Source organism: Oharaeibacter diazotrophicus (assembly GCF_004362745.1).
Lineage (GTDB): Bacteria > Pseudomonadota > Alphaproteobacteria > Rhizobiales > Pleomorphomonadaceae > Oharaeibacter > Oharaeibacter diazotrophicus.
Map to the genome: position 1 here is coordinate 516,079 of NZ_SNXY01000007.1, position 22,166 is coordinate 538,244.

26 protein-coding genes and 1 tRNA gene are annotated in these 22,166 nt (G+C 70.0%); 7 read left to right on the plus strand and 20 right to left on the minus strand.

Translation table 11 applies throughout. The features are described from left to right. Nucleotides 1–144: 144 nt before the first annotated feature. From EDD54_RS10955 to EDD54_RS23205, 4 genes are all read right to left on the minus strand, one after another. A complete protein-coding gene (locus tag EDD54_RS10955; protein ID WP_126541204.1) occupies nucleotides 145–1,926 on the minus strand; it encodes an ABC transporter permease in 1,782 nt (593 codons plus the stop codon). Nucleotides 1,927–1,937: 11 nt separating this feature from the next. After that, nucleotides 1,938–2,957, minus strand: a complete 1,020-nt coding sequence (locus EDD54_RS10960) for a Fe(3+) ABC transporter substrate-binding protein (protein ID WP_245515726.1) — start codon at nucleotides 2,955–2,957, stop codon at nucleotides 1,938–1,940. Between the two features lie 425 nt (nucleotides 2,958–3,382). After that, nucleotides 3,383–3,745, minus strand: coding sequence for a hypothetical protein (locus EDD54_RS10965; RefSeq protein WP_126541206.1), 363 nt, complete (start codon nucleotides 3,743–3,745; stop codon nucleotides 3,383–3,385). Between the two features lie 92 nt (nucleotides 3,746–3,837). After that, nucleotides 3,838–8,970, minus strand: coding sequence for an ATP-binding protein (locus EDD54_RS23205; RefSeq protein WP_208112177.1), 5,133 nt, complete (start codon nucleotides 8,968–8,970; stop codon nucleotides 3,838–3,840). A gap of 259 nt (nucleotides 8,971–9,229) precedes the next feature. Here EDD54_RS23205 and EDD54_RS10975 point away from each other — a divergent pair, with 259 nt between their 5' ends. From EDD54_RS10975 to EDD54_RS10985, 3 genes are all read left to right on the plus strand, one after another. Beyond that, the gene (locus tag EDD54_RS10975) at nucleotides 9,230–9,613 is read left to right on the plus strand and encodes a phasin family protein (protein ID WP_126541207.1); all 384 of its coding nucleotides are present in this window, start codon (nucleotides 9,230–9,232) and stop codon (nucleotides 9,611–9,613) included. Between the two features lie 340 nt (nucleotides 9,614–9,953). Then, nucleotides 9,954–10,469: a phasin gene (locus EDD54_RS10980; protein ID WP_207620519.1), complete on the plus strand. Its 516-nt coding sequence runs from the start codon at nucleotides 9,954–9,956 to the stop codon at nucleotides 10,467–10,469. Nucleotides 10,470–10,683: 214 nt separating this feature from the next. Next, nucleotides 10,684–10,760: transfer RNA gene (locus tag EDD54_RS10985), tRNA-His, on the plus strand. A 255-nt stretch (nucleotides 10,761–11,015) separates the two neighbouring features. On the opposite strand, the gene EDD54_RS22945 is transcribed toward EDD54_RS10985, so the two are convergent. The 11 genes from EDD54_RS22945 to EDD54_RS11035 all read right to left on the minus strand — a co-directional run bounded on the left by EDD54_RS22945 (nucleotide 11,016) and on the right by EDD54_RS11035 (nucleotide 16,839). After that, nucleotides 11,016–11,192, minus strand: a complete 177-nt coding sequence (locus EDD54_RS22945) for a hypothetical protein (RefSeq protein WP_165644764.1) — start codon at nucleotides 11,190–11,192, stop codon at nucleotides 11,016–11,018. Between the two features lie 23 nt (nucleotides 11,193–11,215). Next, entirely contained in the window at nucleotides 11,216–11,701 is a 486-nt protein-coding gene (locus tag EDD54_RS10990) for a translation initiation factor 2 (RefSeq protein WP_126541209.1), read from the minus strand. Between the two features lie 154 nt (nucleotides 11,702–11,855). Beyond that, nucleotides 11,856–12,923 (minus strand): tyrosine-type recombinase/integrase, encoded by a 1,068-nt coding sequence (locus tag EDD54_RS10995; protein ID WP_126541210.1) that lies wholly within the window; start codon nucleotides 12,921–12,923, stop codon nucleotides 11,856–11,858. Next, entirely contained in the window at nucleotides 12,920–13,150 is a 231-nt protein-coding gene (locus EDD54_RS11000; protein WP_126541211.1) for a hypothetical protein, read from the minus strand. The genes EDD54_RS10995 and EDD54_RS11000 overlap by 4 nt, the downstream gene beginning before the upstream one ends. A 25-nt stretch (nucleotides 13,151–13,175) precedes the next feature. Continuing rightward, nucleotides 13,176–13,592 (minus strand): thermonuclease family protein, encoded by a 417-nt coding sequence (locus tag EDD54_RS11005; protein WP_245515727.1) that lies wholly within the window; start codon nucleotides 13,590–13,592, stop codon nucleotides 13,176–13,178. A gap of 79 nt (nucleotides 13,593–13,671) precedes the next feature. Further along, nucleotides 13,672–14,664, minus strand: coding sequence for a DUF2303 family protein (locus EDD54_RS11010; RefSeq protein WP_126541212.1), 993 nt, complete (start codon nucleotides 14,662–14,664; stop codon nucleotides 13,672–13,674). Between the two features lie 29 nt (nucleotides 14,665–14,693). Then, entirely contained in the window at nucleotides 14,694–15,026 is a 333-nt protein-coding gene (locus EDD54_RS11015; protein ID WP_126541213.1) for a hypothetical protein, read from the minus strand. Nucleotides 15,027–15,038: 12 nt separating this feature from the next. Beyond that, nucleotides 15,039–15,500: a single-stranded DNA-binding protein gene (gene ssb / locus EDD54_RS11020; RefSeq protein ID WP_126541214.1), complete on the minus strand. Its 462-nt coding sequence runs from the start codon at nucleotides 15,498–15,500 to the stop codon at nucleotides 15,039–15,041. Nucleotides 15,501–15,517: 17 nt separating this feature from the next. After that, complete coding sequence (locus tag EDD54_RS11025; RefSeq protein WP_126541215.1) at nucleotides 15,518–16,177, minus strand: hypothetical protein; 660 nt, start codon at nucleotides 16,175–16,177, stop codon at nucleotides 15,518–15,520. 33 nt (nucleotides 16,178–16,210) lie between these two features. Beyond that, nucleotides 16,211–16,453, minus strand: coding sequence for a hypothetical protein (locus EDD54_RS11030; RefSeq protein WP_126541216.1), 243 nt, complete (start codon nucleotides 16,451–16,453; stop codon nucleotides 16,211–16,213). Beyond that, nucleotides 16,450–16,839, minus strand: a complete 390-nt coding sequence (locus EDD54_RS11035) for a hypothetical protein (RefSeq protein WP_126541217.1) — start codon at nucleotides 16,837–16,839, stop codon at nucleotides 16,450–16,452. Before EDD54_RS11035 ends, EDD54_RS11030 begins: the two co-directional genes overlap by 4 nt. Nucleotides 16,840–16,983: 144 nt before the next feature. Here EDD54_RS11035 and EDD54_RS22950 point away from each other — a divergent pair, with 144 nt between their 5' ends. Further along, nucleotides 16,984–17,604 (plus strand): hypothetical protein, encoded by a 621-nt coding sequence (locus tag EDD54_RS22950; protein WP_165644913.1) that lies wholly within the window; start codon nucleotides 16,984–16,986, stop codon nucleotides 17,602–17,604. Nucleotides 17,605–17,938: 334 nt separating this feature from the next. Here EDD54_RS22950 and EDD54_RS11045 read toward each other — a convergent pair whose 3' ends face one another. The 3 genes from EDD54_RS11045 to EDD54_RS22955 form a co-directional block, all read right to left on the minus strand. Continuing rightward, the gene (locus EDD54_RS11045; RefSeq protein ID WP_126541218.1) at nucleotides 17,939–18,454 is read right to left on the minus strand and encodes a hypothetical protein; all 516 of its coding nucleotides are present in this window, start codon (nucleotides 18,452–18,454) and stop codon (nucleotides 17,939–17,941) included. A gap of 15 nt (nucleotides 18,455–18,469) precedes the next feature. Further along, nucleotides 18,470–19,225, minus strand: a complete 756-nt coding sequence (locus EDD54_RS11050; RefSeq protein WP_165644914.1) for a LexA family transcriptional regulator — start codon at nucleotides 19,223–19,225, stop codon at nucleotides 18,470–18,472. A 264-nt stretch (nucleotides 19,226–19,489) separates the two neighbouring features. Then, nucleotides 19,490–19,774, minus strand: a complete 285-nt coding sequence (locus EDD54_RS22955; protein WP_165644915.1) for a hypothetical protein — start codon at nucleotides 19,772–19,774, stop codon at nucleotides 19,490–19,492. 114 nt (nucleotides 19,775–19,888) lie between these two features. On the opposite strand from EDD54_RS22955, the gene EDD54_RS11060 reads away from it, so the two are divergent. Further along, the gene (locus tag EDD54_RS11060) at nucleotides 19,889–20,362 is read left to right on the plus strand and encodes a phage regulatory CII family protein (protein WP_126541220.1); all 474 of its coding nucleotides are present in this window, start codon (nucleotides 19,889–19,891) and stop codon (nucleotides 20,360–20,362) included. Nucleotides 20,363–20,389: 27 nt separating this feature from the next. Here EDD54_RS11060 and EDD54_RS11065 read toward each other — a convergent pair whose 3' ends face one another. Next, a complete protein-coding gene (locus EDD54_RS11065; RefSeq protein WP_126541221.1) occupies nucleotides 20,390–20,782 on the minus strand; it encodes a helix-turn-helix domain-containing protein in 393 nt (130 codons plus the stop codon). Nucleotides 20,783–20,791: 9 nt separating this feature from the next. Next, a complete protein-coding gene (locus EDD54_RS11070) occupies nucleotides 20,792–21,031 on the minus strand; it encodes a type II toxin-antitoxin system RelE family toxin (protein WP_126541222.1) in 240 nt (79 codons plus the stop codon). Between the two features lie 87 nt (nucleotides 21,032–21,118). Here EDD54_RS11070 and EDD54_RS22960 point away from each other — a divergent pair, with 87 nt between their 5' ends. Next, entirely contained in the window at nucleotides 21,119–21,286 is a 168-nt protein-coding gene (locus EDD54_RS22960; protein WP_165645023.1) for a hypothetical protein, read from the plus strand. A gap of 6 nt (nucleotides 21,287–21,292) precedes the next feature. Beyond that, nucleotides 21,293–22,150, plus strand: a complete 858-nt coding sequence (locus tag EDD54_RS11075) for a hypothetical protein (RefSeq protein ID WP_126541223.1) — start codon at nucleotides 21,293–21,295, stop codon at nucleotides 22,148–22,150. Nucleotides 22,151–22,166: the final 16 nt, after the last annotated feature.

The window sequence follows — 22,166 nt, forward strand, 5'->3', positions numbered from 1 at the left end:
TGGCTTCCGGACAATGGGGTGGTCCCGAGAACCGCGGTGTCGTACGGGCCGGACGACCCGCCCGATCCGAGAGTACGTCGCTCCGGCGTCGCCGGCTCTACCGAGGCGATCGGCCCGTCGTGTTCCCGGAGGATCCGGCGGCTATCAGACTGCCGGCAACTCGCCCGCGGTCACCGCCGCCGCGGTGGTCGACGAGGCGCCGCGGCGGCGGGCGCCGGCGGGGCCGTCGCGGAAGCTGGTGCGGGCGAGCAGGATCACCGGGCCGAGGCCGACCAGCACGATCATCAGGGCGGCGACCGAACCGTCCTCGTAGGTGCCGCGCGCCGCCTCGGCGTAGACGGTGGTCGCCAGCGTCTCGAAGCCGAGCGGGCGCAAGAGTAGCGTCAGCGCCAGTTCCTTCATGCAGTCGACGAACACCAACAGCGCCGCTGCGGCGATCGCCGGCCGGATCAGCGGCACGTGGATGCGCCACACCGTCCGCGCCGGCCGGCAGCCGAGCGAGCGGGCGGCCATGTCGAGCGAGGGCGAGATCTTGGCGAGACCGGCCTCGATGCCGCCGGTGGCGACACCGAGGAAACGGATGACGTAGCCGGCGATCAGCACCACGCCGAGCCCGGACAGCACCAATCCGACGCGGGCGCCGGTGAGCGCGCGCATCGCGTCGGCGATGGCGTTGTCGAGGGTGGCGAAGGGCATCAGCATGCCGGCCGCGAGCACGGTGCCCGGTACCGCGTAGCCGAGGCCGGACAGGCGCACCAGCACCGGCGCCGCGGCGTGGCGGGCGAAGCGGCCGGTGTAGGCGACGAGGAGCCCGAGCGCGATCGCGACCACCGTGGCGCCGGCGGCCGCCGTCACCGTGTTCAGCACCCAGCCGGCGAGGGCGGGCGGGATCCCGCCTTCGGCGACGCGCAGGCCGGCGTGGTAGACGAGGTAGCTCGCCGGCACGGCGAAGCCGATCACGATCGGCAGGCTCGCCACCAGGGTGGCAAGCGGGGCGCGCCAGCCGACGATGGCGGTGGGCACCGCCGTGCGCGCCCGCGCCGAGCGCGCGACGTAGCGCTGGCGGCGGCGGCCGCGGCGCTCGAGGATCACCAGCGCCATCACCAGCGCCAGCATCACCAGGGCGATCTGCGAGGCGCCCTCGATCGAGGAGCGCGTGACCCAGGTGGTGTAGATCGCCACCGTCAGCGTGCGCACGCCGAGGAATTCGGAGGCACCGATGTCGTTCAGCGCCTCCATCAGGGCGAGGCTGGCGCCGATCGCCACCGCCGGCCGCGCCAGCGGCAGCGCCACCTTGAAGAACACCGCGGTGCGCGAGCGGCCGAGCGTGCGCGCCACCTCGACCATCGCAGGCGACTGCATCAGGAACAGCGCCCGCGCCGGCAGGTAGACGTAGGGGTAGAGGATGAAGGACAGCACGAAGATCGCGCCGCCGAGCGAGCGGATCTCCGGGAACCACAGGCCGCGCGGGCTCGAGATGCCGAGGAGCATCCTGAGCGTCGACTGCACCGGTCCGAGCGGGTGCAGCACGTCGAGATAGGCGTAGGCCACGATGTAGGACGGCACCGCCAGCGGCAGCAGCAGCGCCCATTCCAGCATGCGGCGCCCGGGGAAGCGGTAGTTCGCCACCAGCCAGGCGAGGCCGACGCCCATCACCGAGACGGCGATGCCGACGCCGGCGAGCAGCAGCGCGGTGGTGCCGATCGCCTGGGGCAGGATGGTGCCGACCAGATGCGGCCAGAGATCGCCCGAACCGCGCAGGGCGTAGAACACGAGGCCGCCGAAGGGGGCGAGCACGGCGAGGACGACGAGGCCGCTGGCGATCAGCCAGGGGAGCGCGCTGGCGTCGCGGGCACCCGGCGGACGTCCGCCGGGTGCCCGCGCCACGCTCTCGGATCCGGACGCCGCCGGGCGGCCTCGTGCCATCGGCGATCGCCTCAGTTGTCGAAGCCGACGTCGTCGACGAGCAGGCTCGCCGCCTTGCGCTGGGCGGCGACCTCCTGCAGCGACTCCTTGTCGATCTTCAGCGTGCCGAGCGCGGCGATGATCGGATCGGCGGCGACGCCGGCCTTGACCGGATACTCGTAGTTCGCCTTGGCGAACATCTCCTGGGCCTCGTCGGAGGCGAAGTATTCCAGCAGCTTGACCGCCTCGTCCCGGTTCGGGGCGTGCTTTGCGATCGCCGCGCCGGCGATGTTGACGTGGGTGCCGAGGCCGTCCTTGAACGTCGGCAGGATCACGTCGATGGCGTCGCCCCAGGTCTTCTGCTCGTCGCCGCCCTTGCCGGAGCGCATCAGCCCGACATAGTAGCTGTTGCCGACGCCGACGTCGCAGAGGCCGGCCAGGATGTCCTTGGCGACGTCGCGGTCGCCGCCGCCCGGCTTGCGGCCGAGGTTGGCCTTGACGCCCTCGAGCCAGGTCTTCGTCGCCGGCTCGCCGTCCTTCACGATCATCGCCGCGATCAGCGAAGTGTTGTAGGGATGCTGGCCCGAGCGGATGCAGACCTTGCCGGCCCACTTGGGATCGGCCAGATCCTCGTAGGTGATCGCCTTGTCGGTGACGCGCTCCTTGGAGGCGTAGACCACGCGGGCGCGCATGGAGAGCGCGAACCAGTTGTGATCGGGATCGCGCAGGTTCTCCGGCACGGCGGCGTCGAGCACGGCGGACTGCACCGGCTGCGTCAGGCCGCGCTCCTCGAGGTCGATCAGATTGCCGTAGTCGACCATCATCAGCACGTCGGCCGGCGAGTTGGCGCCCTCGGCCTCGACGCGCTCGGCGAGGCCCTCCTTGACGAAGATCGTGTTGATCTTGACGCCGGTCTCCGCGCTGTAGCGGTCGAGGATCGGCTGGATCAGGCCGGGTTCGCGGGTCGTGTAGAAGTTGACCTCGGCGGCGACGGCCGGGACGGCGAGGCAGAGCGACACGGCGGAAGCCGCGAGAAGGCGGTGCACGAGCATGTTCATCTCCAATCGGCGGGGTTCAAGGCCCCGTCATCGGGGAGCGTCCGAGGTCCGGACGCCGGTCGACACTTCGCGTTCTGCCCGTCGCGGGTCGCGCCTGTCAAGGTTGAAAAATCGAACCCTTTCAGACGCTTGGCCGTCTCTGGAACTGGAACTTTTCCAAATTCTGGCGCCAAGTCGCTGGCATGGCAAGAAAATCCTGAGTTGGAGAGTTAGGTTTACGGGTTCTCCCGTATGCGATCGCGAGGGCCACCGACTCCCTGCGCGACCCTGCAAGGCGCCGTCACGGCTCTCACCGGCGGACATGGGCGCCTTCTGGATCCCGGTTGAAGCCGGCCATCGCCCGTGAGCCACCGGCTCGAACCGGGGCCGGCATACGGACCGGAGGCGTGTTCCCTCTCGCACGCCCCATTCCGGCTGGACTACTTGACGAATTCGCGGTCCATCTCGCTGCCGGTATCCGTGGCGAGCGTGACGCGATAGCCACTCCACGTGTTGGCCAGGACGCCGGTCGAGCCGAGGGAAACGTGGACGAACGAGTCGAGGCCGTCGCGCAGGCGAGCGACCCATCGGACTTCACAGGCCCGGTCGATGCAGAGGAGATTGTCGCGCAACGGCACCGACTCTCCGAGCGATCCCAGGAGAAGGATGCACGATCTTCCATCCGGCGTGATCACCGCCTGTTCGATCGGCCTGCCGTCGAAGGTGCCCGTCCACGAGACCGCCCCGGCGGAGGAGCGCTCGACGAGGAACACGCGGTCGCGGCATTCGAAGGTCGCTTCCATTCATCCTGTCCCGCAGTCGATACGGTCGGTCCTGACGGGTGTATCCCCGCACCGGGCGGTCTCGGTTGCGCGGCCGCGACCCACCAGCGCGGCTACTCCGCCAGCACCCGCGTCGAGGGGAAGGTGACCTGGACCAGCGTGCCCTGGCCGACGGTGGAGTCGATCCGGAAGCTCGCGCGGTTGGCCTCGACCAGCGCCTTGGTCAGCGGCAGGCCGAGGCCGGTGCCGCGGCCGGGGCGGGTGGTCTGGAGCTGGCGGAACGGTTCCAGCGCCTTGGCGATGTCGTCCTCGCTCATGCCCGGGCCGGTGTCGCGTACGCGCAGCGCCACCTCGCCGGTGACCTCGTAGAGCGTCGAGACGATCACCTGACCGCCGGGCGTGTTGAACTTGATGGCGTTGGACAGGAGGTTCAGGACGATCTGGCGCAGGCTGCGGCTGTCGGCGACCACCGCCGGCAGGCTCGACGACAGCGACGTGCGGATGATGATGCGCTCGCGGTTGGCCTGCGGCTGCATCAGCGCGACGCATTCGCGGATGACGTCGTTCGGCGCCACCGCCTCGAAGGAGAGGTCGAGCTTGCCGGCCTCGATCTTGGAGAGGTCGAGCAGATCGTTGACGAGGCTCATGATGTGAGCCCCGGACAGGTGGATGTCGCGCAGGTATTCCTTGTAGCGCTCGCTGCCGACCGGGCCGAAGCGCTCCTCCATCATCACCTCGGAGAAGCCGATGATGGCGTTGAGCGGCGTGCGGATCTCGTGGCTGATCTTGGCCAGGAACTCCGACTTCTGCGACGACGCCGTCTCGGCGGCGCGCTTGGCGTTGGTCAGCTCCTCTTCGGCGCGCTTCCACTGGGTGATGTCGCGCAGCACCGCGCAGAAGCGCGTCGCCGAGACGCGGCCCACCGTCATGAACAGCGGCACCAGCCCGCCGCCGCGGACCCGGCCGATCACCTCGCGGCCGTCGTTGAGCACGCTGGAGAGACCGTTGCGCGACAGGCCGTCGAGATAGTCGATGGCGGCGCGGTGGCTCTCGGGGGCGAGCAGCGAGACCAGCGGCTCGCCGACCATCGCCGACCGCTCGGTGCCGAACAGCGCCTCGGCCGAACGGTTGGCGCCGACCACCACGCCCTTGGGGTCGAGCACAAGGACGCCGTCGGTGGCGGTGTCGAGGATGGCCTCGAGCTCCTCGGCACGCGCCTCGGCGCTGGCGGCCCGGGTCGCGCCGGTGGCGGCCGCGGTCTCCTGGATGACGAGCATCGAGGCGGCGCCGCCGTCGACCGGCACCGAGTGCAGCCGGGCGGCGACCGCGATCTCGACGCCGTCGCGCCGGCGCAGGGCCGGAAGCGAGGCGTCGCGCGGCAGCGCGGAACCCGCGAAGGCCGCGGAGATGCCGCCGGCGTCCGCGAGCGCCGCGGCGCTGTCGTAGCCGGTGAGGGCGAGGAAGGCGCGGTTGACGAACAGCGCCTCGCCGTCCTTCAGCAGCGCGATCGCGATCGGGAGCCGGTCGAGCAGGGCGCAGTCGACCCCGGCCGGCGCCGGCGGCACCGGGACGGTGGGGACGGCCGCGGCAGATGCCTCGGCGTCTTCGGGCAGGGCGCCGGCCGGGGCGAGCGGTCCACCGCCCTCGAGCCGCGCGCCGAGCGCCTCGGCGATCTTCTGGAACGCCTCGCGCTCAGGCCGCGACAGCTGGCGACGCTCCGCCTCGGCGTCGGAGTAGAATGGCTTCGGCACCGCGCGCGGCACGATCGGGGAGGGGATCACCTCGGCCGTCGTCCGCTCGCTCCACGCGACGTCCGCCTCGACGCCGTCGACCACCGGGGCGTCGTCGTCGGGCTCGTCGGTGGCCGGAGCGTCGGCCTCGTCGATTGCATCGGTCGAGAGCGCGGCAATGACCGGTTCGGCCGCGGGCTCGGACGGGCTGTCGGTTGCGGCGTCGTCGGGGGTAGCGGTCGCCTCGACGAGCGTGGGAGCCTCGGCGGGCGCGTCCCCCAAGAGTGCGGTGGGGGCGGCATCGGCAACGGCCGCCGGGATCATCTCGGCGATCGCCGGTTGGACCGGAGGGGCGGACGCGATCTCGGCGACCTCTGCAGCGACCTCGGCCGGAGCCTCCGTGGCGGCGGGCACATCCGCGCCTATCGTGACGGGTGCCTCGTCCGAGCGGGCGTCGGCCACCGCCTCTTCGGGGGCAAGCGGCACGGCCGCGGCGGCCAACTCGTTCACCTGTTCCGGCTTCGCCTCGACGACGGCGGGCCCGGACGTATGCGCATCGGCGATCTCGATGGCGTCGACGCCGGGAGCCGCGGGCTCGTCGACGTCGGCCTCCGCCTCGGTTCCGCCGGTCTCCCCTGCCAGGGCCTCCACCGAGTCAGTGGCCGTCCCGGCGGCGGGAAGCTCGGCCGTCGTGGACAGGTCCGCGTGGTCGGCCAAGGCCGGCGCTTCGCCGACGGTCTCGACCGCGTCCGCGACGCGTTCGGCGGTCTCCGCCACGGCTTCGTCGGCGTTGGGAGCCGGAACCGCCTCGACGGCGACGATCTCCGCGGCCGTGCTTCCGGACGGGGTGTCCGATGGTGCGCCTTCGGAGTTATCGGCCTTGGTTGTCTCGCCTGGGTCGGCGATCGTCTGCGGCTCGGCAGTCGATGTCGGCGCGGTTGCGACGGCGGTCGCGTCCGCGGTCCGCGTGCCGATCCCGGCGAGGGGCGACTCGACGCCGATCGCAGCAAGGGCCGGCGCGGGAATCTCGCCGACCTCGCGGGCGGCGCCCATCGGCACCGGCATGTCGTCGGCCCCGGCCTCGGGGCCCGTCTCGGTCGCCGAACCCGCGGGCGCGGTGCCCAAGTGGTCCTGCGCGGCGAACGCGGCGGGTGCCATCGGCGCGACCGTCTCGTCCGGCGTCGGCGCCTCGGCGTCCACGCGGCTCGGCGCGGCGAACTCCGACGGCATCACCGGCGCGGGCATCTCGTCCGGCAGCGGCGCGCCGGTTTCCTCGACGACCGGCGGCGCGACCTCGTCCGGGCGCTCGAGCGGGGCCTCGTCCGGCACACCGGCCGGGACCTCCTCCGGCAGATCCGCAGGGACTTCCTCGGGCGCACCGGGAGCCGTGTCGGGGGCGGACGGCGCCGGCGCGGGCGCTTCCGGCGGCGGCGCGGGCGGCACCTCGGGCGCGGCCGGCTCGACCGACGGCGTCGACGGGCCCGCCGGCGCCTCGTCGGGACGGGGCGGCGACGGCTGTTCGGCGGGCGGGGTCGGTGGCGCGGGCGGCGGCGGGGCGTCCGGCGTGTCGGCGTCGTCGCGGAAGGCGGCGCCGCCGAGATCGTCCACCACTTCTTCGGGCGGCACGTCGACACCGGGCGCGTCGCCGGGGGCGTGCACGATTTCGACGGTCTCGGAGTCCTCGACCAGAGCGGGGGCTTCGGCCGCGGGCAGGTCGCTCGGCTCGCAGGGCGGCGACGCCGCGTCGTCTGCCTCTTCGGCCGCGGCCTCGTCCGAGCCGGCGCCGAGGTCGGTCGGGACGTCGGCGATCTGCGGCACCACCGGCGTGTCGACGGTCTCGACCGCGGGCTCTTCGACCAGCGCCGGCGCCTCGGCCGCGGGCAGATCGGTGCCGTTCGCCGTCGGCGCGTCGTCGGTCGAGGTATCGGCGGTCGTGGCGGCGGCGGTCGCGAGTGCGGCCGTCGCCAGCACCGCCGTCACCGCGACGGGCGCCGCGAACAGCGCGCCGCACTTGGCGATGCCGAAACCGCGGTAGCCCTTGAAGGCGCGGTCGCGGCCGAACACCGGCATGCCCGCGAGGTCGACCGGCACGCGCGCGGCGGCGTCCTGCACCGGCCAGTCCACCGTCAGGCCGGTGAAGGTGTCGCGCCGGCCGAGCGCCGTGGCGACCCGGCCGAGCGGATCGAGCCCGAAATCGCGGGCGACGTCCGGCCACCGTCGGCCCGCGAGGTCGGCAGCGCGAGGGCCGACGGTGGCCGCGAGGTCGTCCGAGACGAAGCGGAAGGCGAGGGCGTCGTCGAGCTCGAACACGAAGCGGACGGCGCGGCCGTGGGTCGGCGCCTTGAAGGTCGGTTCGGCCGGGGTGGCGGGCGCGGCGTCGTCGGTCACCGGGGCTTCGACGGCCGCGTCGCTCTCCGACGCGGCCTCGATCGGCGCGCCGGTGTCGGTTTCGGCGTCGGCGTCGTCGCCGGTCGTCACGACCGCCTCGGCGGGGGTGGGTTCGATGGCGGCGTCGGCCTCCGGCAGGGAAGCGGTGGGGTTCGACACTGTCGGGTCCGGCCGCTCGCCGATCCCGGCAGCGATGTCCGATTCCGCAGCAACCGTCGACATACCGTCAGCGTCGGCGTCGGCGTCGGCGACGGGCTCGGTGAAGGCGGCGTCCACCGTCGCGTCGGCCGGGTCCGAGACGCTTGCTGCCGCAGGGACTTCTGACGCGGATGGGGCTGCGACGGCGATCGCCGCGGGGGCCGATGCCGCTGCCTTCGTCGCGACCGCACCGGGTGCGGACTCCGCGCGTTCGGCCGGCACCGGAACAGCGTCGGCGACGTCGGACGCGGTCGAGGCGGTCGCGACTTCGGCGGGCTCCACGGCCGCCTCGCGAGCGGCGAGTTCGGGCGTGGCGTCCGCTGCCGTCCCGGGCGCGGTCTCGCCCTCGTCCGGCGCGTCCTCCGGGATGGTCTCGCCGGCGGCGTCCGCGACGGCCTCGCGCGGCGCGGGGGCAGGCACGGCCGGCACGGCCGGGGCGTCCTCGGGAACGGCCACGCCGGCGATGTCGGCGGAGAGTTCGGTCACGGCCGGCGCCGCGGCGAGCCGGGCCGCCGCGGTCAGCGCCTCGTAGCGCCGCGCGGCCGTCGCCGGGTCGAGCCGGCCGGTGCCGTCGCCGACCACCAGCAGCACGTGGCGCTCGATGCCGAGGGCGACGCGGCGGGCGCGGCAGACCACCGGCTGGGGCAAGAGGCCCTTCGGCAGGGCGAGGCGTTCGGTGCGCTCCTCGGTGCCGGACAGCTGGCGGGCGAGGGTGGCGATGCGGCGCGCGGGGGCGCTCTCCGCGGCGAAGCCGCGACGGGCGAGCGCAGCCGGGTCGGAGACGCCGAGATAAGCGGCGCCGGCGCCGTTGGCCCACAGGATCCGGGTGCCGCCGCGATCGAACAGAACGGCCGGCCGCGGATCGGCGGCGAGCGCCGCGAGCTGCGGATCCGCCGCCGCCGCGATAAAGCTGTCGGCCCGATCGGCCATGCCGTCCACTCCCGTTCCGGCCTTCCGCGGTCCACCTCCGGCGCGCCCCGTGGCGCGGCGACGGCGCGGCGTCCGCATTCGTCAACGCTCTCTTAATAATATGCCCGCCGAAGCGAGGCCATCCTCGCCGCCGCCGCCCCGCCCGCGAACTGGCGCTAACCTTAACCGGCGGGTCGCGTCCGAAGGGCGTGTTTGCGTCGCCCCCGTCTTCGTGGTGAACTGACGACGGGTAACATCGTTTCGTGCGAGGGAGCTTGCCATGGCTGACGAGAACGGCGCCGACGATCCGACGGAGACCGTCCGGGCCGCGGCCGAGAAGACGGTCGAGCAGGCGCGCAAGGCCTTCGACGACATGATGGGCCTCGCCCAGCGCACGGTCTCCAACTTCGAGAACAACGGCTCGCAGATGCGCGGCCACGTCCGCGACATGACGCGCGAGACGCTGGACTTCGCCGGCGCCTCCGCCGAGGCGGCCTTCGCGCTCGTCGAGCGCCTGACGCGCGCGCGCAATCCGGAAGAGGCGGTGCAGCTGCAGAAGGCCTTCCTCGAGGCGCAGATGGAGCGGCTCGGCCGCCAGGCCCGCAGCCTCGGCGACCAGACCATCCGCGCCGCCCAGGACATCACCAAGCCGTTCGACCGCTGACCCCTCCGCCCGGTCGCGGCGGAAGCGGCCCCCTTTGCCCGGATCCGCCGGCGCCCGCGCCGGCGGCTTTCGTGCGTCCGCACGCCGTCCGACCCGCCCGTGGGGCGCCCATGCGACGAAGGGACGAGCCCGTCTCTCTTCGCGTTGCAGCGATTATGTTGCAATGCAACATGAGTTGGCCTATATCGGTGTCGAGGAGATCGGGGCGTGTTCCCCGACCCTGACCGCAGGGATCGGATGGCCGGTCCGCCGGTCCGGGGTCCCCGCCCGTCGGCGTCTTCGTGGCGCCGGGTGGGCGCCGGATCGCGGACCCGATCCCGCAAGATCGATGGAGATCGTCATGACCGAGGCCGAGAAGACCACCGCCGCCGTTGCCGCCCCCGCCGCTCCCAAGGCCGCGCGCAAGCCCGCCGCCGCCCCGAAGGCCGAGACCTTCGAGGCCTTCGCCATGGGCAACCTCGAGTTCCCCGAGGCGTTCCGCGACGCCGCCGAGAAGTCGGTGAAGCAGGCCAAGGAGGGCTACGAGAAGTTCCGCGCCGCCGCCGAGGAGGCCACCGACCTGATCGAGGATCAGATCGAGACCACCCGCACCGGCATCACCGCGATCAACGTCAAGGCGCTCGAGGCAGCCAAGGCCAACGCCGACGCCACCTTCAAGTTCGCCAAGGACGTGCTCGGCGTGAAGACCTTCGCCGAGGTGATCGAGCTCCAGAGCGCCTTCGCCCGTCAGCAGTTCGAGCTGGCGACCGCCCAGGCCAAGGAGATGCAGGAACTGGTGCAGAAGCTCGCCACCGAGTCCTCGCAGCCGGTCAAGGACGCCTTCACCAAGTTCGTCAAGGACATCAAGGCCGCCTGATCGGGCGTCCGACCGTCCGCTCCGCGCGCCGCCGATCCCCGCCGGGACCGGCGGCGCGCCCGTTTCGGCCACCGCCGACGCCGTCCGCGCCCCCGGCGCCCGGCTCGACCGCGCCCCTCCCGCCGCCCGCGCGCGCCCGCTCGACCGACGTGTCGACGAGATGGCGAAAGGGCTTGCAAAGCGGGAAGCATGGAACTAGGTTCCGCCCGCGTGTGCAGCTGTAGCTCAGTTGGCTAGAGCGTCGGATTGTGGCTCCGAAGGTCGCTGGTTCAAGCCCAGCCAGCTGTACCACCCCTCTCCATTGAAATATTTGCGGTTTTTGGTGCCGTCCTGCGTGTTCGTGGGGCGGGTTTGACACATTCTCGATCCGGTTTGACAAGCGACGTCCTCGGTCTGTTCAGCCCCGGGTCGGGCGACTCAACGACAGCGGCCATCCTCCGGGTGGGATTGCAGCCCTGCGCATAGTGATTTGACCGCCCGATCGTCCTCTGTTCGAGCGCGTCGACGGTGGTCCTGCCGGGTGCAAGAACAAATGGCGGCGAGGAGCTACTCCATCGAGTCGTCCGCGTCAGCGAAACGCTCTGCGAGGTCGGCAGCTTCCTGTCGCGCCATCGCGAGGAGATAGGCGAGCTCGGGCAGGCCGTCGCGCTCGGCCATCTGCGCCAGTTGCGACAGGAGCGGCGCGATGTATTCGACGGTGGCCCGTTGCGTGCGCATCATCATCACCGCTCCCGTGGCAGGAGAGATCAGCCGACCGGCGGCTTGGATTTCTTGACCGGCGGCTTCTCTGCGTCGATCTTGGCTTGCAAATCTGCGCGGCTGACGAAGGGGGTGGCCGGGTTCTTGGGATTAACCGGCGTGAGAGCGATCAACACGGGATTGGGTGAGTGCGACAGTGTCGCTCCGCTCACGGCATCGACCCCGACACCGATGACGCCACCGACCAGGACGTTGCCGGCGATGCCGGCGGCCCCGCCGCCCGACATGGCCGTGCTCACGAAAACGGTCTCGTCACGATAGCCCGGCGCCGAGGCCGTGACCGAGAACTCGGTCTTGCGGCTGACCTCGAGGCGACAAGGGATGCCCTTGCAGGTGTGGCCGATCGACGTGGCAATCAGGGCGTTCGAGGGAGCCACCTCCACGCGAACTTCTTCCGTGACGCCGCGAACCACCGTGGCGCAGCCGGACAGGGTCACCGCCGCGAGTGCGGCGGTGAAAAGCCTTGAAATCATGATGTAATCCCCGCAGTCGCCACGAAAAAGCCGTGACTTCACCATCACTATGACGCGCATGGTTGATGGAAATCAACTGAAAGAGTCACAACCTGTATGCGGCGGGAGCATATGGCTGATAGGTCCGCGACCGCGGGGCGGGTTCGACACTCTCTCAATCCGGCTTGACAGGCTTCGCCCTTCGTCTGTTCAACTCCGCGTCGAACGACTCGACGACGCCGGCCATCTTGCGGGTGAGGTCGGCGCCCTTCGCGTAGTGGCGCGCCATCTCGATCGTCTTCTGCCCGAGCGCGTCGGCGATGGTTCGCTCGTCGAACCCGCACTCGCGAAGGATCACCGCGACGGTGTGCCGGAGACCATAGAGCGTCAGCCCGGGGCCGATCGCACCCACCGGCTCCAACTCCTTCTTGATCCGCTGAAAAGCCACCTGGACGCCGTCCTGCGACCACGGACGGCCGCGCGAGGACGCGCAGAGCGTGACGGCGTCGTGAGCGGGCATCGCCGCCAGTTCGGCCAGGAGCGGCGAAGGGCACGGCCAGTACACGGCCTCGCCGGTCTTGGAGCGCCGCGTCGCGATCCGGCCCTCCTTCAGCGCCGATCGCGGTAGCTTGACGGCGTCCTTCGGCCCGAGGCCGGTGTAGGCCATCAGGGCGAGGACGGCGCGAAGGTGCGGGTGCGCGGCGGCGAGCACGGCATGAAGCTCGGCGTCGGTCCACGGCCGGTTGGCGTCCGGGCGATCCTTCGGCCGCTTCAGACCCTTCACGAGCGCGGCCGGGTTGCCGGCCACGTGCCCGCGTTCGGCGCCCCATGCGAACACGATGGACAGGACCTGTCGCACGTAGTTGCCGTGGCGGTGTCCGCGCTGCCCGGCCTTGTCGCGGATGCGGGCGACGGTCGGGGCGTCGAACCTCGAGAGGGGGGTGTCGGCGATCGGTTTGAGGTAGTCGAAGATGCGCTGGTAGTCGGCGCGCGTGCGTGGGGCGAGCGCGGCGAAGGCGTCGTGAGCGCGGTAGAGCGACACGAGCATCCCGAGCGTCCCGGGCTTCGGATCCGGCGCCACCGCCAGCGTCGCCGCAATGGTCGCGCAAGCCGCGAAGAACTCGGCCGTGCCGAGCGGTGCCTTGACGAGGTCGACAGGGGTGCCGGTGGCGCGGTGATAGCACCGCATCCGCCCGTGGCGGTCCTTGAAGATCTTGAAGCCCTTGACGCGAACGACGGTCACCCGAGCCTCGCGACGATGTCGTCGGCGGTGTCGCCGGCCTTCAGGGCGTCGATCCAGCGGTCGAGGTCGTGCATGTCGTAGAGCCGATCGCCGTTCGGAAAGGCGATCGGAGCGACCGGGCATTCCGTTGCGAAGGTCTTGCGCGATCGGCCGCAATATTCGGCCGCCTCGCTCGCCTTCAGGAGGCGCCGGGGTGTGAGACGGAGGTTGATGGTCTGTACGGCCATCGATCGTCACTCCTCGTGGGAAGTATCACGGCGACGAGGTATTGCCCGGCCCGCACCAGTGCGCGGTCCGCTCGTCGTGAGCGGCCTTGCCCGGCCTCCACGGGAGTGCGAGACCCTCTGCGACCAGTACCGCGCCGACGTCGCCGGAGGGCGTCGTCAGAGTGGCGAGGGTGCGGCCGTAGCGGTCCCGACCGTGGCGGGCGATCGTCACCGTTTCGACGTCGAGCAGCTCGGCGAGGCGCTCGGACGCGGCCGTGGCGGCCTCGGCCTCGGCGCGGCAGTGCGGGCGCGAGCGCTCGGGTGCATCGATCGATTCGAGACGGATACGCTCGCGGCCGAGGGCGACGGTGTCACCGTCGACGATCCGAAGGGTTTCGCCCGGGGTGGAGGTGATCGCGGTCGCGACGCCGGCGGCAAAGAGCAGGATCGGCAGCAGGTTCAAGGTGTCCCTCCATGCGTCCGGTGGGATGGGTGGCCGGCGGGAGGGCTTCCCGCCGGCCGGGCCGGCGCCGACCTCGCGGTCAGGCGCCGGAACGGGTGGTCTCGGGCGTGCCCTCGAAACAGGGGAGCTCGGTCTGCTTGGCGACCCAGAGGAGATCCTGCTGGACGCGGTCGCGGAGCCAGAAGTCCCAGCGGTAGAGCTGATAGAACCACTCGATGGTGCCCGCGCCCAGGCGGTAGCGCAGGCGGGCGGGGATGCGGATCGGGTCGCCGTCGAGGAAGGCCGGGACGGAGACCATGAAGATGCCGGGGATCTCGATCTTCTCGCCGGCGCCGTTGCGGTGCTCCTCGACGAACTCGACGGTGCGCTCGCCGGTCTGCAGACGCTCGGCGCGCTTGGCCTTGGCGCCGACGAACACCTCGAGCGAACGGGACAGCTCCAGGAGATGGGCGGGCGTCGCGAAGCGCTCCTTGAACAGCCGCTCGTACTCGACGATCTCGGCCTCCGTCGGCGCCGCCAGTTCCGCGGCGTGCTCCTCGAGGAAGGCGGCGAACAGGGCCTGCTCCATCCGCTTGCCGTTCATCTCGACCCAGGTCTTGAACTCCGGGGTCAGCGGGAAGCGGTAGACGATGCGGTGCTCCATGTGCCGCGGTTCGTTGTCGAGATCGTGGTAATCGACCACGCCGACGAAGCGCGGCTCGGGCCACGTGGTCACGGCGAAGACGGCCGAGCCCTCGTCCTTGTGGCGGTCGAGAAGGTCGGCGAAGCTCTTCAGGGTGGTGACCTCGGCGGTACCGCGGCGCCGGTCGGGGCCGAGGCGATAGGCCTCGATCTCCGGCCGGATGCTCCGCACCTGCCCCTTGGCGGCATCGTAGAGGATCGGGACCTCGGGCGGCAGGTTGGTGCCGAGACCGTCGGTGCCGAGCCAGCGCAGATCGAAGGCGTTGGCCTTGGCGGCGAGCTCGGCGATCGCCTCGACGCCGTCGGCGCCGGCGGGGATCTGCAGCGGATTGGCGACGAGGACGGGGATCTGCCCCTCCGCCGCGGCGATGTCGGACTGTTCGTCGGTCATGATGGTCCTTTCTCTGGTCGTGGCTGATCTCAGCCGGTGGAACGGTCGCCGACGGGGCGGGGGAACATGTCGGCCTGACTGGGGTGCTGGACGGAGAAGGCGCCGTCGACGAGCCAGAACGGCGTCGCCGAGAAGCCCTTCTCCTCCGGGAGCTTGCTCTTGACGCTCGGCTTGACGTCGAGGCGGTCCTGCTGGGCGGAGATCGTCAGCGTCACCGTGAGGGTGACGGTGCCGGAGCCGTCCGGCTGCGCCTCGAGGGCGGCGAGCGCGTCGGCGAGGTGCTGGTCGCAGCGCTCGGCGAACCGGCCGCGCGCCACGAAGCCGATGAGGTCCGTCAGGCGGCGGAACACGGGACTGGACATGGTCTCTTCTCCTCAGAACGGCACTTCGTCGTCGAAGGGCGGGGCCGCTGCGGCGGTCGGGTCGGGGCGATCGGGACGGGTGCGGGCGGCGCCGTAGGCGGTTTCGTCGGGCGCCTGGCGCTCGGACCGGTCGAGCAGGACCAGATCGCCGCGGAAGGCCTGGAGCACGACCTCGGTGGCGTAGCGGTCCTGCCCGGACTGGTCCTGCCACTTGCGCGTCTTGAGCTGGCCCTCGACGCAGACGTGCGAGCCCCTGCGCAGATACTGCTCGGCGACCTTGGCGAGGCCCTCGTTGAAGATCACCACCGTGTGCCAGTCGGTGGTCTCCTTGCGCTCGCCGGTGGTCTTGTCGCGCCACGCCTCGCCGGTGGCGATGCGGAAGGTGACGACGAGCCGGCCGTCCTGGGTCCGGCGGCTCTCCGGATCGGCCCCGAGGTGGCCGAGGAGGGTGACGCGGTTGATGGATCTCGACATCGGTCCCTCGCGGTCTCTCAGGCGGCCGTCCGCCGGGTGACGGGGCAGAGGTCGTGGAGCAGCGCCAACCAGCGGTCGGCGGCCTCGGGCCACGGCCACGGGCGGGTCCAAGCGGGCTTGAGCTCGACGGCGCGCGGGGGCGCATGATCCCATCCCCACGGCCGGCCGCAGGGCGCCATGTGGAGGAGGCGCTCGGTCTGGAGGAGACGGTCGTCCCAGTCCTTGACCGCCATGGCGACGACGCGCGGCAGCGGCCACGGCAGGCCGGCGGCCGGATAGATCGCCGCGTCGAGGCGCGCCTTGATCTCGTGGAGCGCGCGCACGGTGAAGCGCTCGACGGCGCGCGCCGCGAAGTCGCCGGCCTCGTCTCGGGCGAGCTGGTAGGCGATCGCCGCGATCCCCTCGGCCGTCGGCCGGGTGATGTCGGTGACGAAGGCCTCGTGCGCGTCGTGCAAGAGGAAGGCGGCGGCGAGCTCCCGATTGCCGGTGTCCCGGAGGATCGCCTGGGTGCCGACGGCGCAGTGCTGGGCGGTGGAGATCGGCCCGGCCGGGGTCTGGCCGGCCCATCGGGCGGTCCGAGCGAGCGGGCCGGCGACGTCGCCGGCGAAGTCGATGTCGGTGACGAGAGGAGCGATCAGGTCGATCGCCCGGCCGGTGCCGGTCTGCATCCAGGTCATGAGGCGTCCTCGGGGGTGTGGCGGGCGGCGCGGTCAGGCCGCGCGGGCGGCGGTGGCGACGACGGGGGTGGGTTGGCCGGCGGGCGGCGGGGCGAGCGCGACGGCACCGAGCACCAGGGCAACGGCGAGCGCGCCGGTGGCGAGCATGGCCGCGCCGTCGGCGGCGGTGCGCAGGAGCGTCGGCACCGGGCGCGCGGCGAGCTCCTCGCGGAGCATGACGACGAGGGCCACGGCGGCGGCACAGGCTCCGGCGAGCCAGGGAAGGACAGAGCTCATCGCGCCTCTCCCGCGAGTTCGGCGGCGAGCTGGATGGCGGCGGGGCCGTGGAGACGGATCTGCGCCCGAGTCCAGCCGCGCCGCTCCAGATCGGCGCGCGTCACGACGCCCTCGGCGAGGTCGCGCGAGAGATCGGCGATGTCGCCGGCCATGCGCAGGCGGATCGGGCCGGCGGCGAGCATCTCGGCGCGCGGGGGCTCGTCCGGGCGCTCCAGGGCATCGCCCAGGGGCCCGACATCGGCGCCGAGCGCCCGGAGGATCTCGCCGACGGGTGTGACCTCGACCGCTTCGGCGGCCCTGCGAAGCGTGGTGGCGGCCTCGGCGAGCGCGCGCCCGGCGTCGCGCAGCGCGGTGGAAAACCGGGGGAGAGCGTCGGGATCGGACAACGCCGTGAACTCCGTGTCCTGAGGTGGCATGGAAGTGCGATGGAGCGCCGTGGTAGAAGAGTGCCGGGCCGCGCCGACGGCCCGGCTCGCGCAACCCCTCGAACCGACTTGCCACCGAGGAGCTACACGAATGGGAGTGCCATCATGGGACATGGCGAATCCGCCGACGCCGAGCCCGCCGCGGCCGGCCCCGCCGCCGCCGCCCTCGCCGAACCCGCCGCGATCCAACCCGCCGGGGGTGCGCCCGCCCGGACGCTGACCGAGAGGCTCAAGGCCGAGGCCCTGCGCTGCGCGCTCTACAACGGCGCGCGGCGCAACTTCTACGAAGTCACCGACAACGTCCTGAAGTTCGCGACGGTGTTGACCTCGTCCGGGGCCATTGCGGCCTTCGGGCACGAATACGGCGCCGTCGGCGTGACATTCTCGATCGTCGCGGCGGTGAGCGCGGCGGTGGACCTGGTGTTCGGCCTCGGCCGCAAGGCCGCGGAACACGCGGTGCTGCAGCGGCGTTTTCACGACCTCATGGCCGACATCGTCGAAGCCGAGCCGCTCGACGCCGCGAGGGCCGCCCGGTTCGAGGGGTGCCTGCATCGGCTCTACGGCGAGGAGCGGCCCGCGATGCGGGCGGTCGACGTGGTGGCCTACAACGCGGCGCAGGCCAGCCTGTTCGGCGAGACGGCCAAGCGCCTCGCGGTCACCCGCTGGCAGGCGCTGACCCGCCACCTGCTGCCGCACAACGCCGGTGCGTTCCCCGAAGTCCGGTGATCCCGAACGATCGCGTGCGATCCCCGTGCGATACACGGGGGTCGAGGCGATCGCCGCGATCCAGGGAACGAGGTCAAACACTGTAGCCCCCATCAGGTGACGCGATGCGTCGGTGATGGGGTGTATGCGCTTATCGCACAGTCATGTCAACTCAGAATGTGCGAAAACAGCATAATTTTACATTCAGAAGGGTCAGATCGGGGGGGGGCAACCTGCGCTTTTCCGGGAAGACGGCTACACCGGAGCGGCTAAAGGCTGCGGAGATCGGAACAGTGGGGTGGGGCGAACGAAGTTTGGATATGCGCCGATGCTCGGCGTGGGCATAGGGCTAAAGCTATCTACCCCCAGCTTGGAGACCAATCGGGCAGTATTTATCAAACTCCGCAATGGCGGCGGTCGCATCAATGGCGTCATAATCGAATGATGATCCACCGATGCTAATACGCAAATGAGCTCGTGCAGACGCTATCGTTCTTACGAAATTGTTCAACTCATCAGAATCTTTTTTAAGAATATCGGATATATATACTCCATTTGAGTAATAAACTTTCATTCTACCCCTCGATCCGCTGTCGTTCCAAAAAATAACATCAGTAGTTTGTATTTCCTGTGGTGCCGGGAATACAGCTATTACCAAGAAAATTCCATCTTTTAAATTACATTTGAACCACGCGACTGAAGAGATTTCTGCTGATCTGTCGTATGCATTTGACCGAAATTGCACCTGGTATCCCCAATTCATCTTTAGTACAGACCAATGTCCGAATATTATCTCGTCTCCCGAATGTGCCGGAGCCGCAGTAATAGCCCAAAAAACAAAAGCTGTTATCTTAGGGAGACAATAACGCATCCTTATCTCCTTTAATTACAGCCGCGTGAATCGCCCTACGACTCGTCCAATGATCTTGACGCGATCTGCGCGCATGGGTCGATCACGGACAGCTGGGTTGTCGGAAGTGACCAGCACTTTGCGCGGCTCACCATCTGTTTTCTGGATGCGTTTTACCTGCGGCTCGCCGTCGTCATCGGAAATGAGATAGACCGCGCCATCCGGCCCAAGCCTGTTCTGCGAAAGGTCTACAATGACCCGATCCCCCGGCTCCAAGGTTGGGCGCATACTATCGCCCTGAACCTCAACAACGACCGTGTAGCCTGGACGGGCCTTCAGCTCCTGGCGGAGGAATGGCATGGGAAACAGCCATTCGCCGATGACCTCATGCCCGGTCGCCGAGCCGCCGGCTGGCAGCGCGAAAATTGCTGCGTTCCCGATTGCCCCATCCCCTGCGCCACCGCGCACGTCAACCTCAGGAGATGCGCCGGACACCTCCGGCGTGTAGACCATGCGCGGACCATCCATCCCAATTGATGATGAAGGGCTCGATGGCGCCCCGTCCTCGTCAATCGGAACGTATTGAAGCTCGTCTGGCGCTGGCGCAGGCTCTCCAATGTAAGTGGCCGCGATCGGGATTTCAGAGGACTTCAGCCGGCGCTTTCCATTACTGATCTTGTTCACGACAGACGGGTCAACCCCCATCGCCCGGGCAAGACCGGACTGGGATTTGCCGGGCTTGGATAAACCGGCGTTCAACCATTCAAGGTACGGGTCGGCTTTCGCGTGCATATGCGTTTGTCGCACGGCAGACCCTATGCAGTCATGTGCGAATAGGGCATGATTCCAGTTGACAAGCCTATGCGATAAACGCATAGTACAGCCATGAGTACTCATTGCGATCCCGCTGCCTCCATCATCTTGCGCCTGGGAGGGGTCTCCGAAGTCGCGGAGATCGCGCAGGTTGACGTGTCTCGTGTGTGCCGTTGGCGCCTTCCTAAGGGCGACAGCGGCGGAACCGGCGGGGTCATCCCGACGCGGCATGTTCCTGTGCTGCTAAGAGCTGCGAAGATGCGTGGCATTGCGCTTTCGGCGGAAGACTTCTTCATGACTGACGAAGAGGGCCTCTCTTCCATCGGTGGCGCCGTCGACCCCGGCGCCATCGGCCGTCCCGCCCGGCTCGCCGGCGCTTCCTCCCCGCCGGCCGGCGCCGCCTCCGCCGCTCGACGGGCCGGGCGGGGTGGTGGCCGCGATCGCCTGCAGCAGCGCGAGGCGAGCGAGCGCGTCGGAGAGCCGACGGGCTGCTGCGGCGCGCCGCCCGGGCTTGTCAGGGTCCGTCATCGGTAATCCCCTGGTGAATGGTTCGACAAAGGGACCATCGGGGAAATGCAGTCCTCCCGCCACGGGAAAAACGAGCGTCGGTTCCCGGCGCGGGACAGGTCACGCGAGGACGTCATGCACCAGGATCAATGGCTCTACAGACTGAAGGCGGCGACGCGGGACCTCGTCACGCTCGCCGGAGGCTTCAAGCGGGCTGCGGAGGTGGCGAAATACTCCAAGAGCAACGTGGAGCGCTGGGCGAACACGGACGACGGCGCGGTGATTCCGCTGACGGCGGCGATGGCGCTGGAGCGCGAGACCGGCCAGCCGCTCGTCACCGAGGTGATGGCCGAGCACGCCGGGCGCGCGCTGACCGGGCCGGACGGTGCCGGCGGGCAGGCGGCGGGCGTGTGGGGCGCGCATGCCACGGCGATCCGGGCGGCCGCCGAGGCGGCGGCGGTCGGCGCCGAGGCGATGGCCGACGGGCGGCTGACGCCGGCCGAGCTCGCGGCGCTGGAGCGCAGCTATTCGGAGCTCGACCGGGCGGTCGCCGGCATGCGCAGCGACATCGCCGCGGCGCGGGGCGGCCTCAAGGTGGTGGGGGGATGAGGGATGACGCGACCGGTCCCTCGGCGGTCACTCGCCGGCCCCGCGCTCCTCGTCGACGACGATCGCCTCCATGGCGACGCCGAGCGCGCGCGCCAGACGCAGGAACAGCGCCGGATCGCCCTTGCGGCGGCCGGCCTCGAGGTCGGCGACGTAGCTCTGGCTGATGCCGGCCGCGGCGGCGAGGGCCTGCTGGGAGAGGCCACGTCGGCGACGCCAGAAGGCGAGCGGGGTCGCGGCGGCGAGATAGGCGAGGGTCTCCTCCTCGGTGAAGGTCTCGATCTCGCCGCGTGCGATGCCGGCGCGGACCGCGGCGGCTTCGGCGGCATCCGCGGCGTCGCGAAGGGCCTCGAAGTCGGACCGCGTCATCACCACCATGGGCTCGCCGCCCGGGATTTCGATGGTCTGGATCTTGACGTTCATGGTGTCCTCTCAGTCGTAGACCGCGCCGCGCGGGCCGATCGTCAGAACGGTGATGGTGTCGGCCGTCTCGGCGAAGATGACCCGGAAGTCACCGACGCGAAGGCGGCGATCGGTCGAGCCGACCAACTGCTTGACGTCACCCGCGCCGGTGTCCGCGTAGCGCCGGACCTTGTCCATGATCCGCTTGGCATCGGCCTTGTGCTTGCCGAGGGCGCGAAGGGCGGGGGCGGAGTAGGTGACCGTTTTCATGGTCGAAACATCGCATATTGCGGTAGCTCTGTCCAGTCCAATTCAACGCAAATTGCGATATTGCCGATGGCAGGGAGGGGCTGACCCATGTGCGTGCATCCGATCTCCGACGCCGCGACCCTCGCCGTCGCGACCCCGCTCGCCGTGCTCGGGCTGACCGCCGTGCTCGCGATCGGCGGCTATGCCGTCGCGCTGTGGTGCGGCTTGGCGCGACAGCGCGCCGTCGACGCCGATCTCGCCGAACTCGGGGAGTGACGCGCGATGAAGCTGCTTGCCGATCGCCTGTGCGCCCAGGCCGCTCCGTTCTGGGAGGAAGAGAGGATGGCGAAGGACATTCTCAAGATGCCGGACCGGAACCACGTGCCTGGATCGGTAGGACCGACGGCGCTTTGCGACCGGTTCGTGTTTTCCGGCGAGGCGTTACAAGCGACGTTGACGGAATGCCGAGGGCGAAATACCCGTGATATCGTAGAAATGGCATTCACCCTCAAGCCATCCCCGACGTTTTGGATCGAGGCGTCAACTGCTTGTTTTGGATTTCTTTGCCTTGGCCGTAAGATTTGTGTGTTCTCGGGCGTTGATGGACGCGCCCAGCTCATAGCTCAATACGTACACCCTGATATAATTCAGATCGCTGCGCATGACGATGCTGTCCCAAGAGACTTTGCATCCCTTGCACTCGGCACTTGGGCCTCGATGGTGTTGGCGCTGTCCAACAACCGCGTGACCTCGACGCGGCGCGTAATGGGATCGCCGGTCGACAAGGCAATGCGGGCGGCAGCGCGGCGACGGGCGCAGACCGGCAGCCCTGTGCATTCCTACAACGTCGTGGACCTGATCCTTCCGAAGACCGCGATGCACCGGGGGATCTTGAAACCCGTCGAAAGCTTTGCCGGGGTGCGCGGCCATCTCGTCATCGGCCATTGGCGCCTGATCGACGGCGTCGCCGAGCCCTATTGGGTCTGGGTCGACGGCCACCATCGCGGCGACGACACGCTCGGCACCGTCACCAAGGAACGGCACGTCCAACTCGTCGGCGGCGCTCGACGCGGGTTCTTTCTCCCTGAATTCGCCGGGCGGGCAGGACAGCGCGTCAAGGCCGGTCGGAGTGTTTCGTGATGGTGATGCTCACCGT

Bases quoted from the DNA above. Each gene is read 5' to 3' on its own strand.
- EDD54_RS10955 (WP_126541204.1), bottom strand. From the start codon at position 1,926: ATGGCACGAGGCCGCCCGGCGGCGTCCGGATCCGAGAGCGTGGCGCGG.
- EDD54_RS10960 (WP_245515726.1), bottom strand. From the start codon at position 2,957: ATGCTCGTGCACCGCCTTCTCGCGGCTTCCGCCGTGTCGCTCTGCCTC.
- EDD54_RS10965 (WP_126541206.1), bottom strand. From the start codon at position 3,745: ATGGAAGCGACCTTCGAATGCCGCGACCGCGTGTTCCTCGTCGAGCGC.
- EDD54_RS23205 (WP_208112177.1), bottom strand. From the start codon at position 8,970: ATGGCCGATCGGGCCGACAGCTTTATCGCGGCGGCGGCGGATCCGCAG.
- EDD54_RS10975 (WP_126541207.1), top strand. From the start codon at position 9,230: ATGGCTGACGAGAACGGCGCCGACGATCCGACGGAGACCGTCCGGGCC.
- EDD54_RS10980 (WP_207620519.1), top strand. From the start codon at position 9,954: ATGACCGAGGCCGAGAAGACCACCGCCGCCGTTGCCGCCCCCGCCGCT.
- EDD54_RS22945 (WP_165644764.1), bottom strand. From the start codon at position 11,192: ATGATGATGCGCACGCAACGGGCCACCGTCGAATACATCGCGCCGCTC.
- EDD54_RS10990 (WP_126541209.1), bottom strand. From the start codon at position 11,701: ATGATTTCAAGGCTTTTCACCGCCGCACTCGCGGCGGTGACCCTGTCC.
- EDD54_RS11000 (WP_126541211.1), bottom strand. From the start codon at position 13,150: ATGGCCGTACAGACCATCAACCTCCGTCTCACACCCCGGCGCCTCCTG.
- EDD54_RS11010 (WP_126541212.1), bottom strand. From the start codon at position 14,664: ATGACCGACGAACAGTCCGACATCGCCGCGGCGGAGGGGCAGATCCCC.
- EDD54_RS11015 (WP_126541213.1), bottom strand. From the start codon at position 15,026: ATGTCCAGTCCCGTGTTCCGCCGCCTGACGGACCTCATCGGCTTCGTG.
- ssb (WP_126541214.1), bottom strand. From the start codon at position 15,500: ATGTCGAGATCCATCAACCGCGTCACCCTCCTCGGCCACCTCGGGGCC.
- EDD54_RS11025 (WP_126541215.1), bottom strand. From the start codon at position 16,177: ATGACCTGGATGCAGACCGGCACCGGCCGGGCGATCGACCTGATCGCT.
- EDD54_RS11030 (WP_126541216.1), bottom strand. From the start codon at position 16,453: ATGAGCTCTGTCCTTCCCTGGCTCGCCGGAGCCTGTGCCGCCGCCGTG.
- EDD54_RS22950 (WP_165644913.1), top strand. From the start codon at position 16,984: ATGGGACATGGCGAATCCGCCGACGCCGAGCCCGCCGCGGCCGGCCCC.
- EDD54_RS11045 (WP_126541218.1), bottom strand. From the start codon at position 18,454: ATGCGTTATTGTCTCCCTAAGATAACAGCTTTTGTTTTTTGGGCTATT.
- EDD54_RS11050 (WP_165644914.1), bottom strand. From the start codon at position 19,225: ATGCACGCGAAAGCCGACCCGTACCTTGAATGGTTGAACGCCGGTTTA.
- EDD54_RS22955 (WP_165644915.1), bottom strand. From the start codon at position 19,774: ATGACGGACCCTGACAAGCCCGGGCGGCGCGCCGCAGCAGCCCGTCGG.
- EDD54_RS11060 (WP_126541220.1), top strand. From the start codon at position 19,889: ATGCACCAGGATCAATGGCTCTACAGACTGAAGGCGGCGACGCGGGAC.
- EDD54_RS11065 (WP_126541221.1), bottom strand. From the start codon at position 20,782: ATGAACGTCAAGATCCAGACCATCGAAATCCCGGGCGGCGAGCCCATG.
- EDD54_RS11070 (WP_126541222.1), bottom strand. From the start codon at position 21,031: ATGAAAACGGTCACCTACTCCGCCCCCGCCCTTCGCGCCCTCGGCAAG.
- EDD54_RS22960 (WP_165645023.1), top strand. From the start codon at position 21,119: ATGTGCGTGCATCCGATCTCCGACGCCGCGACCCTCGCCGTCGCGACC.
- EDD54_RS11075 (WP_126541223.1), top strand. From the start codon at position 21,293: ATGAAGCTGCTTGCCGATCGCCTGTGCGCCCAGGCCGCTCCGTTCTGG.